General features: G+C 75.4%; 14 protein-coding genes. 13 read left to right on the plus strand and 1 reads right to left on the minus strand.

The annotated features are described in order from the left end of the window. Positions 1-24 precede the first annotated feature (24 nt). The 4 genes from J3P29_RS07910 to era all read left to right on the plus strand — a co-directional run bounded on the left by J3P29_RS07910 (position 25) and on the right by era (position 3,488). A complete protein-coding gene (locus J3P29_RS07910; protein WP_210492533.1) occupies positions 25-885 on the plus strand; it encodes a 50S ribosomal protein L11 methyltransferase in 861 nt (286 codons plus the stop codon). Positions 886-1,120: 235 nt separating this feature from the next. Next, positions 1,121-2,074 (plus strand): PhoH family protein, encoded by a 954-nt coding sequence (locus J3P29_RS07915; RefSeq protein ID WP_349239782.1) that lies wholly within the window; start codon positions 1,121-1,123, stop codon positions 2,072-2,074. Further along, on the plus strand, positions 2,074-2,520 hold the full coding sequence (gene ybeY, locus J3P29_RS07920; RefSeq protein WP_210493023.1) for an rRNA maturation RNase YbeY: 447 nt from the start codon (positions 2,074-2,076) through the stop codon (positions 2,518-2,520). The genes J3P29_RS07915 and ybeY overlap by 1 nt, the downstream gene beginning before the upstream one ends. Next, positions 2,517-3,488 carry a GTPase Era gene (gene era, locus J3P29_RS07925; protein WP_210492536.1) on the plus strand — a complete coding sequence of 324 codons (972 nt, stop codon included), beginning with the start codon at positions 2,517-2,519 and terminating at the stop codon, positions 3,486-3,488. Before ybeY ends, era begins: the two co-directional genes overlap by 4 nt. Positions 3,489-3,497: 9 nt before the next feature. Here era and J3P29_RS07930 read toward each other — a convergent pair whose 3' ends face one another. After that, positions 3,498-5,618 carry a hypothetical protein gene (locus tag J3P29_RS07930; protein WP_210492537.1) on the minus strand — a complete coding sequence of 707 codons (2,121 nt, stop codon included), beginning with the start codon at positions 5,616-5,618 and terminating at the stop codon, positions 3,498-3,500. Positions 5,619-5,678: 60 nt separating this feature from the next. Here J3P29_RS07930 and hisIE point away from each other — a divergent pair, with 60 nt between their 5' ends. The 9 genes from hisIE to trpA all read left to right on the plus strand — a co-directional run bounded on the left by hisIE (position 5,679) and on the right by trpA (position 14,684). Then, entirely contained in the window at positions 5,679-6,332 is a 654-nt protein-coding gene (hisIE, locus tag J3P29_RS07935; RefSeq protein WP_210492538.1) for a bifunctional phosphoribosyl-AMP cyclohydrolase/phosphoribosyl-ATP diphosphatase HisIE, read from the plus strand. Beyond that, the gene (locus tag J3P29_RS07940; protein ID WP_210492539.1) at positions 6,316-7,842 is read left to right on the plus strand and encodes a chorismate-binding protein; all 1,527 of its coding nucleotides are present in this window, start codon (positions 6,316-6,318) and stop codon (positions 7,840-7,842) included. Before hisIE ends, J3P29_RS07940 begins: the two co-directional genes overlap by 17 nt. Before the next feature lie 26 nt (positions 7,843-7,868). Beyond that, positions 7,869-8,450, plus strand: a complete 582-nt coding sequence (locus J3P29_RS07945; protein ID WP_210492540.1) for an aminodeoxychorismate/anthranilate synthase component II — start codon at positions 7,869-7,871, stop codon at positions 8,448-8,450. 37 nt (positions 8,451-8,487) lie between these two features. Then, positions 8,488-9,528, plus strand: a complete 1,041-nt coding sequence (gene trpD, locus J3P29_RS07950) for an anthranilate phosphoribosyltransferase (RefSeq protein ID WP_210492542.1) — start codon at positions 8,488-8,490, stop codon at positions 9,526-9,528. Then, positions 9,525-10,313, plus strand: a complete 789-nt coding sequence (gene trpC / locus J3P29_RS07955; protein WP_210492543.1) for an indole-3-glycerol phosphate synthase TrpC — start codon at positions 9,525-9,527, stop codon at positions 10,311-10,313. The genes trpD and trpC overlap by 4 nt, the downstream gene beginning before the upstream one ends. 56 nt (positions 10,314-10,369) lie before the next feature. Beyond that, complete coding sequence (locus tag J3P29_RS07960; RefSeq protein ID WP_210492544.1) at positions 10,370-11,644, plus strand: trypsin-like peptidase domain-containing protein; 1,275 nt, start codon at positions 10,370-10,372, stop codon at positions 11,642-11,644. Positions 11,645-11,755: 111 nt separating this feature from the next. After that, positions 11,756-12,556 (plus strand): phosphoribosylanthranilate isomerase, encoded by an 801-nt coding sequence (locus tag J3P29_RS07965; RefSeq protein WP_349239783.1) that lies wholly within the window; start codon positions 11,756-11,758, stop codon positions 12,554-12,556. Continuing rightward, a complete protein-coding gene (gene trpB / locus J3P29_RS07970) occupies positions 12,553-13,854 on the plus strand; it encodes a tryptophan synthase subunit beta (RefSeq protein WP_210492545.1) in 1,302 nt (433 codons plus the stop codon). Before J3P29_RS07965 ends, trpB begins: the two co-directional genes overlap by 4 nt. Beyond that, positions 13,851-14,684: a tryptophan synthase subunit alpha gene (gene trpA, locus J3P29_RS07975; RefSeq protein ID WP_210492546.1), complete on the plus strand. Its 834-nt coding sequence runs from the start codon at positions 13,851-13,853 to the stop codon at positions 14,682-14,684. Before trpB ends, trpA begins: the two co-directional genes overlap by 4 nt. Positions 14,685-14,701 lie beyond the last annotated feature (17 nt).

Here is a 14,701-nt window from a genome sequence, read left to right on the forward strand (position 1 = left end):
GCCGCGCCCGGCCGGGGGCCGCGCGTGATCCGCCTGGCGCTGCGCGTCCGCCGCGAGGACGCCGAGATCGCGCTGGCCGAGCTGACCGAGCTCGCGCCGTCCGGCGTGGAGGAGCGCGACCTGGGGGACGTCGTCGAGTACGCGGTGTACGGCGCGGACGGCGAGCTGCCGGCGCTGCCCGACCTGCGGGCCGCCGTCGGCGACGCCCTCGTCGAGGTCGTCACCGAGGAGGTCGCCGACGACTGGGCCGACCGCTGGCGCGCGTTCCACAAGCCGGTCCTGGTCGCCGGGCGCCTGCACGTGCGGCCGCCGTGGTCGCCGCCGCACGGGGGCGACGGCGTCGCCGAGCTGATCGTCGACCCGGGCCAGGCCTTCGGCACGGGCGGCCACGCGACGACGCGCCTCTGCCTGGAGCTGCTCGTCGAGCTCGCCGACGGCCCCGTCCCCGACGGCGGCCGCGGGCCGGTCCTCGACCTGGGCTCGGGCTCCGGCGTCCTGGCCGTCGCCGCCGCCCAGCTGGGCTGGAGCCCCGTCCACGGGGTCGACCACGAGGAGGCGTCCGTCGCCGCGACCCTCGAGAACGCCGCCGTCAACGGCGTGACGGTCACCGCCGACCGCTTCGACCTGCTGCGCGACGGCGCGTCCGGCCTGGGCGCGCTGGACGACGGCCGCCCGCCGCTCGTCCTGGCCAACCTGCTGCGCCCGCTGCTGCTGCGCGTCGCCGCGGACGGCTTCGTCGGCACGCCGCCGCACGCGCTGATCGCGTCGGGCCTGCTCGTCCACGAGGCCGACGGCGTCGCCGCCGCGTTCGCGCGCCAGGGCCTGGTCGAGGCCGAGCGGCGCACCGAGGGCGACTGGGCCGCCCTGCTGCTGCGCCGCGGCTGACGCGGCGCCGCGGGCGGTGCGCGCGGCCCGACGCCGGCCGCCGTCGCCCGCGCCGCGCCGTCCGGACCGGCGAGCCGTCCGGGGGAGGGGTGTATCGTCGGACGGGCATGTACTGCGACGCGGCCGGCTCCAGGCAGCCCCGCTCCGCCGGACGACTCGGCGGGGTGCACCGCGACGCGACGACTCCAGGGAGATTCCTCTGAGGCGACGGCTCGAAGTGCCGTATGAGGTGGCCGTGCAGCTCAGCGACGCCGGCGAGGCCGGGCTTCGCGCGCTCGGCGAACAGGTGGGCTGCGACGTGTTCCTGCGCGGCAACCTGCTGACGATCGACGGGGACGACGACCAGGTGGCGCAGGCCGCCACGGTCGTCGACGAGCTCGTCGGCCTGGCCGAGCGCGGGCACACGCTCGACGCGACGACGATCCCGACCGTGGGCTCGGCCCTCGGCGCCGCGAAGCGGCCCGACGAGGTGCTCGGCGACGTCGTCTGGCAGAACCCGTCGCGCGACGTCCGCGTGACGCCGAAGACGGCGCAGCAGAAGCACTACGCCGACGCGATCCGGCGCAACACCGTGACGTTCGGCATCGGTCCGGCGGGCACGGGCAAGACGTTCCTGGCGGTCGCGGCCGCGGCGGACGCCCTGGCGCGCCACGACGTCAAGCGGATCATCCTGACCCGCCCAGCCGTCGAGGCGGGCGAGCGCCTGGGCTTCCTGCCCGGCGACCTCATGCAGAAGATCGACCCGTACCTGCGCCCGCTGTTCGACGCGCTGCACGACATGCTCGACCCCGAGCGCGTGCAGGCGTACCTCGAGAGCGGCGTCATCGAGGTCGCGCCGCTGGCGTTCATGCGCGGCCGCACGCTCAACGACGCGTTCATCATCCTCGACGAGGCGCAGAACACGACGCCCGAGCAGATGAAGATGTTCCTCACGCGCCTGGGCTACCGCTCGAAGATGGTCGTGACGGGCGACGTGACGCAGGTCGACCTGCCCCGCGACCAGCGCTCCGGCCTGATCGCCGTGGCCGAGGTGCTCGACGAGATCGACGAGGTCGAGTTCGTCCGCTTCGACCGCCGCGACGTGGTGCGCAACCGCCTGGTGCAGAAGATCGTCGACGCGTACGACCAGCACGCCGAGACGCAGACGCCCGAGCTCGTGCCCGCCGGGCGCGAGCGCCGCCGCGCGTGATGGGCCGCCCCGGCGACGACGCCGGCCTCGAGATCGAACTGGAGCTCGGCGACGACGACGTCCCGCCGCCGGGCCTGCCCGTGGGCGAGGACCTGCGGCGCCTGGTCGAGACGGCCGCGGCGTCCGCCGGCGTCACGGACGGCCACGTGGCGATCACGATCGTCGACGCGGACGCGATCCACGAGCTCAACCGCGAGCACCGCGGGAAGGACAAGCCGACCGACGTCCTGTCGTTCCCGATCGACGGCGCCGGCCCGGTGGCCGGCCCGCGCGAGATCGGCGACGTCGTGATCTGCCCCGAGCACACGGTCTCGCTGCGCGAGGCCGTCGTGCACGGCATCCTCCATCTCGTGGGCTTCGATCACGAGACGGACGCGGGCGAGATGCTCGCCGTGCAGGCGCAGATCCTCCACTGGCTGCCCGAGCCCGCGGGGGAGGCCCGATGAGCGAGGACGGCCCCGAGGTCTTCTCCGCCGAGGACGGGATCGAGCTGCCCGTCCCGAAGTACGTGCCGGACGCCGAGGACGCGGGCGGCAAGCGGTCGGGCTTCGTCGCCCTGGCGGGGCGCCCGAACGCCGGCAAGTCGACGCTGACCAACGCGCTCGTCGGCGCGAAGATCGCCATCACGTCCGACAAGCCGCAGACGACGCGCCGCGCCATCCGCGGCGTGCTCACGCGCCCCGACGCGCAGCTCGTCCTCGTCGACCTGCCCGGCGTGCAGCGCCCGAAGGACCACCTGACGGGCCGGATGCAGCGCCGCGTGGACGCCGAGCTGCGCGAGGCGGACGTCCAGCTGCTCGTGCTCAACGGCCAGGAGGGCGTCGGCCCGGGCGACCGCTACATCGCCGCGCAGCTCCGCGAGCAGCGCACGCCGACGGTGATCGCGGTCAACAAGGTCGACCGCCTGTCGCGCGCCGAGACGGTGCAGATCCTCGTCGCCGCGGCCGAGCTGGGCATCGGCGAGGACGTCTTCCCGATCTCGGCCCGCACGGGAGCGGGCGTGCCGGCGCTGCTCGACCACCTCGTCGGGATGCTGCCCGTCGGCCCGTTCTACTTCCCCGCGGACGAGCACTCTGACCAGCCGCAGCACGTGCTGCTGGCCGAGCTGGTTCGCGAGCAGATCCTGCGCCGCACGTTCCAGGAGGTGCCGCACGCCGTCGAGGTGGCGATCGAGGAGGTCGAGCGGCCCGCCGACGACCTGACCCTCGTGGTGGCGAACGCCTGGGTGGAGTCGCCGTCGCAGAAGGGCATCCTCATCGGCGCCGGCGGCCGCATGATCCGCGCGATCGGCACCGCCGCCCGCAAGGAGCTCGAGCGCGAGCTCGGCACCCGCGTCCACCTGGACCTGCAGGTCAAGGTGCGCCGGAACTGGCGCTCCGACGACGCGCTGCTGGACCGCCTCGAGATCGACTGAGGGCGCCGCTCAGCGGCCGAGCGGGCGCAGGATCCGCTCGAACGTCGTCCGCTTCGTCACGCGGAAGCGCACCGTCGCCTCCATGCCCGGCCGCGGCGCGGTCGAGCGGGCGGCGGGGCGGGAGAGCGCCACGCGGGCGCGGCGCGGCAGGCCGGCGAAGTCGACGTGCATGTTGGCGCCGTCGGAGCGCACGAGGTAGTCCTCGCCCTCGCGGCAGCCGGGCAGCCGCTCGTCGGCGACCTCGATCAGCGCGGCGGGGCGGGCGGTGCAGCGCACGGTGCCCTCGCGGCCGGCGCTCGGCACGCGCAGGGTCACGCGGACGCCGACGCTGGGGTCGACGACGTAGCGGGTGACGATCTCGTCGCGGCGGAACTCGTGGGTCACGCGCACGTCGGCGCCCTGGCCGCTGACCACGCCGGTGTAGGCGTCGGGCTGTCCGGCGACGGGCGCCAGCGACAGGCCGGCCGCGTCCGCGACCCCCGGCTGGGTGTCGGCGAGGACCGCGCCGGAGCGGTCCAGGCGCAGGCCCAGGCTGCCGTCCCCGCCGCCGCCGAGGGCGGTCAGCGCCGTCGCCCGCTCGTCGAGGATCCACGCGGGCTCCAGACCGCCGCCGGTCGGCACGGCGACGGGCGAGATCGCGGTCGCGTAGCGCGGGCCGTTGACCGCCAGCCGGCGGAAGCCCGGGTCGTAGGCCGTCACGAGCTCGGCCTGCTGCGGGTCGGGCGGCGGCAGCTGCCCCGAGCAGCCGCAGTCGGCCGCCCACTCGGCGATCGCCGCCGCCAGGCGGACGGAGGCCGTCGTGCGGTTCTCCTTGACGTTCTCGAACGCGGAGGGGAAGCCGAACGCCGTCGGCGGGAGCAGGACCGTCCCGGTGTCCGCGGCCCAGCGGCGGAAGAGCGCGACGCCGCGCGCCAGCAGGCGGTCGCCCTCGGCGGGCTCCGTGCCGATCAGCCGCGACCCGCCGGTGGTCGCGTTCACGGCGCCGTCGAGCGCCAGCGCCCAGTACTGCCGCAGGTGCACGCGGCTGGCGCCCTTGCCGGTCTCCCAGTTCAGGTAGCCCGAGGGCGCCCAGTCCGCGCGCAGCGTGTGCCGCGCCCAGGCCTTCATCGTCCGCCGCTCCGTCCCGCTCAGCGGCTCCATCCCCGCGGCGACGGCCTCGTCGTAGTAGCGCAGCGCGCCGAGGACGGTGTTGGCGTACTCGACGGTGTCGCTGCGGTTGACGGACGCCTGCGCGTCGTCCTCGGGCTGGTAGTAGAAGCCCAGGCCGGTGCTCAGGTTGGGCTGCGCGCCCTTGGCGATCGGCCGGTGCGCGTGGTCGGCGAACCACGTCAGCTGGCGGCGGTAGTCGTCGCGCAGCGGCGCCGGGTTCCCGGTGATCGTCGCGGCGGCGGCGTAGAGCTCGGCGTTCCAGTTGATCTGGTTGAGCAGCCGCCCGGGGTAGGCGAACGTCGGCGACGCCGTGACGGCCGCGACCGTGCGGCGGATGCGGTCCTGCGTGGCGGCCGGCACCCCGACGCGGTCCCGGACGAGCCACGTCTCGCGGAGCGCGCGGGCGACGGCGGCGTCGATGCTCTGGTGCTGGTTGACGACGTCGGCGGAGGACTCGCGCCAGCCGGGGACGTGGATCGAGTTGTGCCGCGACCCCCCGAAGCGCACGCCCCTGACGTCCGCGATGTACGCCGGGCCCGTCAGGTAGGCGGCGATCCTCGCGATCCGGTCGTCCCGGCGGGAGGGGCCCGTGTGCCCGGCGCGCGCCGCGGCGGCGTGGATGCGCAGCAGCTCGGCGTTCAGGCGGGTCGAGACGATGCCGCCGGGCGAGACGTACGCGCCGCGCCGGGCGCTCCACAGCGTGTCGAGCGGCGCGAGGACGGCGTCGGGCACCGCCCACGCGTCGCTGCTGCCGGCGCGCTCCAGGTCGCGCGCGGCGCGGCGGGCGGCACGGGCCACCGTCCGGTCCGACGCGACCTCGTCCGCGCTCGTGGCCTCCTCGGGGGTGGCCTCGGCGGCGGACGGCTCGGGGACGGTCGTCGTCGCGGGCGCCGCGGCCCGCTCACCGCCGCCGCAGCCCGCCAGGGCCAGCGCGAGCACCGCGACGGCCGTCCAGCGCCGCAGGTTCCACGCGCTCCCCATCGCGGCCCCATGCTAGGGGCGGCCCCGCTCCCGCGCGCCGCCGCTGTCAGAATCGCCCGCGTGCCCGATCTGCCGGACCTGACCGACATCGTGCGCTTCGACGAGGCCGGCCTGGTGCCGGTCGTGATCCAGGACTGGGGCACCGGCGAGGTGCTCACCCTGGCCTACGCCAACGACGAGGCGCTGCGACGGACCCGAGAGACCGGCGAGCTGCACCTGTGGTCGCGCTCGCGGCAGGAGCTGTGGCACAAGGGCGCGACGTCCGGCAACGTCCAGCGGGTGCGGGCGCTGCGGGTCGACTGCGACCAGGACGCGGTCCTCGCGCTCGTCGAGCCCGCCGGCCCGGCGTGCCACACGGGGGCGCGCACGTGCTTCCACGCCCCGGGCGCCCCCGAGGGGCCGGCCGGCGACGAGGTCCCGGGCGACCAGCTCGCGCCGCACGAGGTGCTGCCCGACCTGGAGCGCGTCCTCGCCGCCCGCGCCGCCGACGCCCCCGAGGGCTCGTACACCGCGCAGCTCCTGCGCGACCGCGCCTTCGCCGGCGCCAAGGTCGAGGAGGAGGCCGAGGAGGTCTTCCGCGCCGCCCGCGAGGAGAGCGACGACCGCGTCGACAACGAGGCCGCCGACGTCCTCTACCACCTGCTCGCCCTCATCCGCGGCCGCGGGCGGACGCTCGGCGACGTGCAGGAGGTCCTCCGTGCCCGACGCCGCTGATCCCGCCGCCGCCCTCGCGCGCGCCGAGGCGCTCGGCCTGACCCTGGCGCCCTCGCTCGACGAGCTGCGGGCGCTGGCGGCCGACCACGACGTCGTCCCGGTCGTGGCGACGACGATCGACGACGTCGAGACGCCCGTCGCCGCGTACCTGAAGCTGCGCGCCGCGCACCCGGACGAGCCGTCGTTCCTGCTCGAGTCCGCCGAGCAGGGGCGCTTCGGCCGCTACTCGTTCCTCGGCGTCCGCCCGGCCCGCACGATCGAGTGGCGCCTGGGCGACGCGGGCGATCCGTACGCGCTGGCCGGCGAGGCGATCGGCCGCGGCCGCGTCGCGCAGGTCGGCGACCTGCCGCCGTTCGTCGGCGGCGCGCTGGGCGTCTTCGCCTACGACCTCGTCCGCACCGTCGAGCCGCTCGGCGCGCCGAACGAGGACGTGCTGGGCACGCCCGACCTGGCGCTGCTCGTGACGGACGGGATGGTCGTCTTCGACCACCTCAAGCACACGCTCTCGCTGCTCTGCCCGGTCCACGTCGGCGGCCCGCGCGCCGAGGCCCCGACGACGCTCGAGGAGCGCTACGCCCACGCGGTCGACCGGATCGCCGACCTGCACGAGGCCCTGGACCGCCCGACGCCGCCCGGCCGCCCCGCCGACGCCCCCGCGCGGGGCGCCGCGGAGTGGACGTCGACGCACACGCGCGAGGAGTTCGAGGCGACCGTCTCGCGGATCATCGAGTACGTCCGCGCCGGCGACGCCTTCCAGGTGGTGCCGTCGCAGCGCTGGACGGCCGAGCTCGACGTCGACCCGTTCTCGGTCTACCGCGGCCTGCGGGTCGTGAACCCGTCGCCGTACATGTACTACCTCGACATGGTCGACTGGCAGGTCGTGGGCGCCAGCCCCGAGCCGCTCGTCACCGTGCGCGGCGACCGCATCTCGATGCGCCCGATCGCCGGCACGCGTCCGCGCGGCGCGACGCCGGCCGAGGACGCCGAGCTGGCCGCCGGGATGCTGGCGGACGAGAAGGAGCGCGCCGAGCACGTGATGCTCGTCGACCTGTCCCGCAACGACCTGGGCCGCGTCTGCACGTACGGCTCGGTCGCCGTGGACGAGCTGATGGTCGTCGAGACGTACTCGCACGTCCTGCACATCGTCTCCGCCGTCTCCGGCACGCTGCGCGCGGACGTCGGCGCCATGGACGCGCTGCGCTCCGTCCTGCCGGCCGGCACGCTCTCGGGCGCGCCGAAGGTCCGCGCGATGCAGATCATCGACGAGCTCGAGCCCGTCAAGCGGAACGGCTACGGCGGCGCGGTCGGCTACCTGGGGTGGTCCGGCGACCTGGACTCCTGCATCCACATCCGCACCGCGGTCTTCAAGGACGGCCGGGCGCACGTGCAGGCCGGCGGCGGCACCGTCGCCGACGCGCTCCCCGCGTACGAGTACGAGGAGTCCGTGAACAAGTCGCGGGCGATCCGGCGCGCCGTCGAGGTGGCGCTCGAGCAGCGGGGCTGGGCGTGAGCGCCCCGGCGCGGGAGGATGACGGGGTGACCACGCGGGTCCTCGTCATCGACAACTACGACTCCTTCACCTACAACCTGGTGCAGGAGCTCGGCGAGCTCGGCGCGCAGGTGGACGTGGTCCGCCACGACAAGGCGACGGTCGACGAGCTGCTGGCGTCGGCGCCCGACCGCCTCGTCGTCTCGCCCGGCCCGTGCACCCCGGACGAGGCGGGCATCTCGCTCGAGGCGATCCGGCGCTTCCCCGAGGCCGGCGTGCCGACGCTGGGCGTCTGCCTGGGCCACCAGGCGCTCGGCCAGGCGTTCGGCGGGCTCGTCGTCCGCCACGAGCCGGTGCACGGCAAGACGTGCGACATCACGCACGACGGGCGCTCGATCTACCGCGGGCTGGGGGAGACGGTGCAGGTCGGCCGCTACCACTCGCTCGTCCTCGCCGAGGACGCGCTGCCCGACGAGCTGCAGGTCACGGCGCGCGGCGGCGGGGTCATCCAGGGGGTGCGCCACCGCGAGCTGCCGGTCGAGGGCGTGCAGTTCCACCCCGAGTCCGTGCTGACCCCGCAGGGGATGGGCATGCTCGAGCGGTTCCTCCAGGACGGCGTGACGCGATGATCGTCGTCGCGGCGATCCATTAACCTCCCGCGGACGCATGCCGCACCCGGTGCTCACGCCCGCGATCGAGAAGGTCGCCTCCGGCGAGGACCTCGACCTGCCCGAGGCCCAACGGGTCCTCGACGAGATCATGGCCGGCGGGGTCTCCCACACGGAGATCGCCGGCTTCCTCATCGCCCTCCGCACGAAGGGGGAGACCGCCGACGAGATCGCCGGTCTCGCCGCCGCGATGCGCTCCCACGCGTCGAAGGTGACGACGTCGCGCGAGGCGCTCGTCGACATCGTCGGCACCGGCGGCGGGCAGCTGACGTTCAACGTCTCGACGACGGCGTCGTTCGTGATCGCCGGCGCCGGCTGCGCGGTCGCCAAGCACGGCAACCGCTCCGCGACGTCGAAGTCCGGCGCCGCCGACGTGCTCGAGGCCCTCGGCGCGGGGATCGACCTGGCGCCCGACCAGGTCGGCGCGGTCATCGACGAGGTCGGCTTCGGCTTCCTCTTCGCGCCCCGGCACCACGCCGCCACCCGCTTCGTGATCCCCGTCCGCCGCGACCTGGCGGTGCGGACCGTGTTCAACATCCTCGGGCCGCTGACCAGCCCGGCCGGCGCGCCGCGCCAGGTCATCGGCGTCGGCTACCCCGGCGTGATCGAGAAGATGGCCGACGCGGTCCACCGCCTGGGCACGGAGCGCGCGCTGCTCGTCCGCTCGGACGACGGCCTCGACGAGATCTCGATCGCCGCGCCGACCACGGTCTACGAGGTCACCCCCGACGGCGTCCGCCCCTTCGCCGTCACGCCGCAGGAGCTCGGCGTCGCGTCGCACCCGCTCGACGCGGTCCGCGGCGCCAGCCCCGCCGAGAACGCCGACGTCGCCCGCCGCGTGCTGAGCGGCGAGCCCGGCGCGGCCACCGAGCTCGTCGTCGCGAACGCCGGGGCGGGCATCGTCGTCGGCGGCGGCGCCGACACCCTCGCGGAGGGCGTCGAGCGCGCCCGCGAGGCGATCACGTCGGGCGCCGCCCACGGCGTGCTCGACCAGTACGTGAAGCGCACCAGCCAGCTGGTCCAGGAGGCCCGTGCATGAGCGTCCTCGACGACATCGTCGACCGCACCCGCGAGGAGGTCCGGCGTCGCCGCAAGGAGACGCCGGAGAAGGTCCTGCGCGAGCGCCTCGGCGCCCGCGAGGACGGCCGGCCGTTCGCCGAGGCCCTCGCGTCGCACCCCGGGGTCTCGGTCATCGCCGAGCACAAGCGGCGGGCGCCGAGCTCGCCCGAGCCGATCCGCGAGGGCTCCGACGTCGCCGAGGTCGTGCGCGCCTACGAGCGCGCCGGCGCGACGGCCCTGAGCGTCCTGACGGACGAGCCGTTCTTCGGCGGCAGCCTCCAGGACCTCGCCGCCGCACGGGCCGCCAGCTCGCTGCCGATCATCCGCAAGGACTTCGTCGTCCACCCGTACCAGGTCGTCGAGACCGCGGTCTCGGGTGCCGACGCGATGCTGCTGATCGTCGCGGCGCTCGAGGACAACGAGCTGCGCCGCCTGTACCGCGACGCGCACGAGCTCGACCTGGACGTCCTCGTCGAGGTCCACGACGGCGAGGAGCTCGAGCGCGCGCTCGAGGTCGTCGACGCGGACGTCATCGGCATCAACAACCGCAACCTGCGCGACCTCAGCGTCGACCTCGACACGACGTTCGACCTGCTGAGCGCCGTGCCGGCCGGCAAGATCGTCGTCTCGGAGTCGGGCATCGCCCGCCGCGACCAGCTCGAGGAGCTCGAGCGCGTCGGCGTCGACGCGGTGCTCGTCGGCACCCACCTGATGCGCCAGCACGACCTCGAGGCGGCCACCCGGGAGCTGACGGGCGAGGTCTGAGGCGGCTCCTAGAGCCGCTTCACCTGCGCTTATGGGGCCGGGGCGATACTCGGTCCATGAGCAAGCTCGCAACCCCCGCGGTCGTCGGGGTGTCCGCCCTGCTCGGCGCCGGGATCGCGCTCGGCGCCGGGGCCCTCGGCGTCGGGGGCGGGGACGGCACGACGACCACCGTCCTGCGCCAAGCCCCCGTGGCCGCCAGCTCGTCGGCGGCGGCCGACGCGGACGCCCCGACGGCACGCGACATCTACGAGCGGGACGCGCCGGGGGTCGTGCTCGTCCAGGCGACCGTCCGCCAGGAGAGCCAGTCCCAGAACCCGTTCGGGATGCCGCAGGAGCAGGATGGCGAGGCCACCGGGTCCGGCTTCGTCATCGACGACGACGGGACGATCCTCACGAACGAGCACGTCGTCGACGGCGCGACGAAGGTCCGCGTGACCTTCTCGAACGAGCGCACCGTCGACGCGAAGGTCGTCGGCCAGGACACCTCGACCGACGTCGCGGTGCTGAAGGTCGACCCGAAGGGCCTGGGCCTGCGGCCGCTGCAGCTCGGCTCGGCGAAGGACATCCAGGTCGGCGACCCCGTCCTGGCGATCGGCAACCCCTACGGCCTGGACCGCACGCTGACGACCGGCGTCGTGTCGGCGAAGCAGCGCCGCATCACCGCCCCGGACGGCTTCCCGATCGAGAACGTCATCCAGACGGACGCGTCGATCAACCCCGGCAACTCCGGCGGACCGCTGCTCGACGGCGCCGGCCGCGTGATCGGCATCAACAGCCAGATCGCGACGGGCGGCAGCGGCTCGGGCAGCGTCGGGATCGGCTTCGCCGTGCCGATCGACACCGTCAAGCAGATCCTCCCCGACCTGCAGAAGACGGGCCGCGCGAACATCGCCTACCTGGGCATCACCTCGACCGACGCCCCCGAGAAGGGGTCGCTGCCGGCCGAGCTGAACGTGCCGGACCAGCCCGGCGCGTGGGTCCAGAGCGTGCAGGGCGGCTCGCCCGCGGCGAAGGCGGGCATCCGCGGGGGCCGCGTCACGGTGAACACCGCGGACGGCCCGCTGCAGATCGGCGGCGACCTGATCGTGAAGCTCGCGGGCGAGGCGGTCCGCGGATCGGACGACGTCTCCGCGATCGTCGCGAAGCACAAGCCGGGCGAGACGGTGGACGTCGAGGTGCTGCGCGGCAAGGAGCGCAAGACGCTGAAGGTCGAGCTCGGACGCCGATCGAGCCGGACGAAGGCCCAGCAGGGGCAGGAGCAGCAGGAGCAGGCCCCGGACGGCGGCCAGAGCGGCGACGGCCTGACCGACCCGTTCGGCGCGACGCCGTAGGGCCCGCCCGCGACGGCGCGGGGCCACGGGCGCGGACCGCCGCGCCGCGCGGCCCCGCGTGCCGCGCCCCGGCCGGCCGCGCCGCCGGCGCCCGGGGCCTACGATGGATGGGTGCAGGAGCAGCCGCCCCCCGAGACCGCCGGCGCCACGGGCGCCCCGCCGCAGGAGCGGCCGCGCCCCGTGCGGGTGCCCGCCGCCGCGGCCGGGCCGACGCCGAAGGGCCCGACGCCCGCGCGGGTCAAGGTGTGCGGCGTCACGCGCCTGGAGGACGCCGAGCTGGCCGCCGACGCCGGCGCGTGGGCGATCGGGATGATCTTCTTCCGCGGATCGAAGCGGCGCTGCCGCATCGGGCAGGCGCAGGCGATCGGCGCCAGCCTGAAGCGCCGGACCGAGCTGGCGGGCGTCTTCGTCAACCAGACGCTCGACGAGATCGACGAGATCGCGCAGGCGTGCAACCTGACGCTCGTGCAGCTGCACGGCGACGAGGGCCCGTCCTTCTGCGCCGAGGTCGCGCGCCGCACGGGGGCGAAGGTCATCAAGGCCGCCCGGGTGCGCACCGGCGCCGACGTCCGCGCGCTGCAGGTGTTCCACACCGACTTCCACCTGCTCGACACGTACGTCGAGGGCGAGGCCGGCGGCACGGGCCGCACCTTCGACTGGAGCCTGGCGAAGGTCTCCCGCGCGGTGCCCGGCGAGCGCCCCCCGCGCCTGATCCTCTCGGGCGGCCTGACGCCGGACAACGTCGCCGACGCCATGCGCGCCGTCCACCCGTACGCGGTGGACGTCGCGAGCGGCACCGAGTCCGAGCCGGGCCGCAAGGACCCGCAGCTCGTCCGCGCGTTCATCCGCGCGGCCACCGCCGGCCGCAACGCCGACGACCCCACCCCGACCACCACGACGGAGTCCCGATGACGCCCGGCACGCCCTTCACCGAGATCGGCAGCGAGCGGCGCTTCGGCCCCTACGGGGGCCGCTACGTGCCCGAGACGCTGCTGCCCGCCCTCGACGAGCTCGAGCGCACGTGGGCGACGCTGCGCGAGGACGCCGGCTTCCAGGCCGAGCTGGGCACCCTGCTGCGCGACTTCGTCGGCCGGCCGTCGCCCCTGTACCTGGCTCGCCGCATCAGCGAGCGCGTGGGCCGCGAGGTGTACCTCAAGCGCGAGGACCTCAACCACACCGGCGCCCACAAGATCAACAACGCGATCGGCCAGTGCCTGATCGCGAAGCACATGGGCAAGCCGCGCGTGATCGCCGAGACCGGCGCGGGCCAGCACGGCGTGGCGACGGCCACCGCCGCGGCGCTGCTCGACCTGGAGTGCGTCATCTACATGGGCGTCGAGGACATGCGCCGCCAGATGCCGAACGTGCAGCGGATGCGGCTGCTCGGCACGACGGTGCAGCCCGTCGAGTCCGGCGCCCGCACGCTGAAGGAGGCCGTGTCGCAGGCGTTCCGCGACTGGGTCGCCACCGTCGAGGACACGCACTACGTCATGGGCACCGCCGCCGGCGCGGCGCCGTTCCCGTCGATCGTGCGGGACCTGCAGCGGATCATCGGCGACGAGGCGCGGGCGCAGATCCTCGACGCCGCCGGCCGGCTGCCGGACCGCGTCGTCGCCTGCGTCGGCGGCGGCTCGAACGCCATCGGTATCTTCACCGCCTTCCTCGACGACCCCGACGTGGCGCTGCTGGGCGTCGAGCCCGGCGGCCACGGCATCGAGACGGGCGCGCACGGCGCGGTCCTGGCCGGCGGCCTCGAGGCCGGCGTGCTGCACGGCGCGATGACGCCCGTGATGCAGGACGACCGCGGGCAGATCCTCGAGGCGCACTCGATCTCGGCCGGCCTGGACTACCCGGCCGTCGGGCCGCAGCACGCGTGGCTGCGCGACACGGGCCGGGCGACGTACGTGCCGGTGGGGGACGCCGACGCGCTGCGCGCCTTCCGCACCGTCTCGCGCCTGGAGGGCATCATCCCCGCCCTCGAGTCCAGCCACGCGCTGCACCACGTCCTCCACGTGCCGGCGCCGGACGTCGAGATCGAGATCGTGTGCCTGTCCGGCCGCGGCGACAAGGACATGGAGCACGCGCTCGCCGGCCTGCGCGAGCTCGAGGGCGACGACGCCCTGGCGCACACGGTCGCCGAGCCGCTGGGGCACGACCCCGTGGCCGACCAGGACGGGGACGGCCCCCAGGACGGAGCGGAGATCCGATGAGCACCGAGCCCACGGCCCCGGTCCTGCGCGGCGGCGCGGGCGAGGAGCGCATCCGGCGCGCCTTCGCCGAGGCGCCCGGCGACGCGGCGCTCGTCGCCTACGCGATGGGCGGCTTCCCCGACCTGGAGACCTCGCGGCAGGTCCTGCGCGCGTACGTCGAGGGCGGCGCCGACGTCGTCGAGCTGGGCATCCCGTACAGCGACCCGCTCGCGGACGGCCCGATCATCCACGCCGCCGGCACGACGGCGCTCGAGGCCGGCGTCACCGTGGACGACGTGCTGGCGCTCGGCCGCGAGCTGTCGGACGACGTGCCCGTCGTCCTCATGACGTACGCGAACCTCGTCCTGCGGCCCGGCGCCGACGTCTTCGCGCGGCGGCTGGCCGACGCGGGGTTCAGCGGCCTGATCGTCCCCGACCTGCCGGTCGGCGAGGAGGCCACCGACGTCGTCTCCGCGTGCGACGCCGCGGGCGTCGCGTTCATCCCGCTCGTCGCGCCGACGACCGGCGAGGAGCGGGTGGCCGAGGTACGCGCCGCCGCCCGCGGGTTCCTGTACGCCGTGTCCGTCGTCGGCACCACGGGCGAGCGCAGCGGCTCGCCGGCCGACCGCTTCGGCGAGATCGTCGCCCGGGCGAAGGGCGACGGCGGGACCGACGTGCCCGTGGCGATCGGCTTCGGCATCGGCGACGCCGAGGGCGCCCGGGCCGCCGCCGCGGCGGGGGCGGACGGGGCCATCGTGGGCACCCGGCTCGTGCGCGCCGCGGGGGAGGAGCGCCCGGTCGAGGCCGTCCGCGCGGTGCTCGCCGACCTGGCGTCGGGCCTCGGCCGCTGACGGCCGGGACGGCCGGC

The sequence above is a fragment of the Patulibacter sp. SYSU D01012 genome, from assembly GCF_017916475.1.
GTDB lineage: Bacteria > Actinomycetota > Thermoleophilia > Solirubrobacterales > Solirubrobacteraceae > Patulibacter.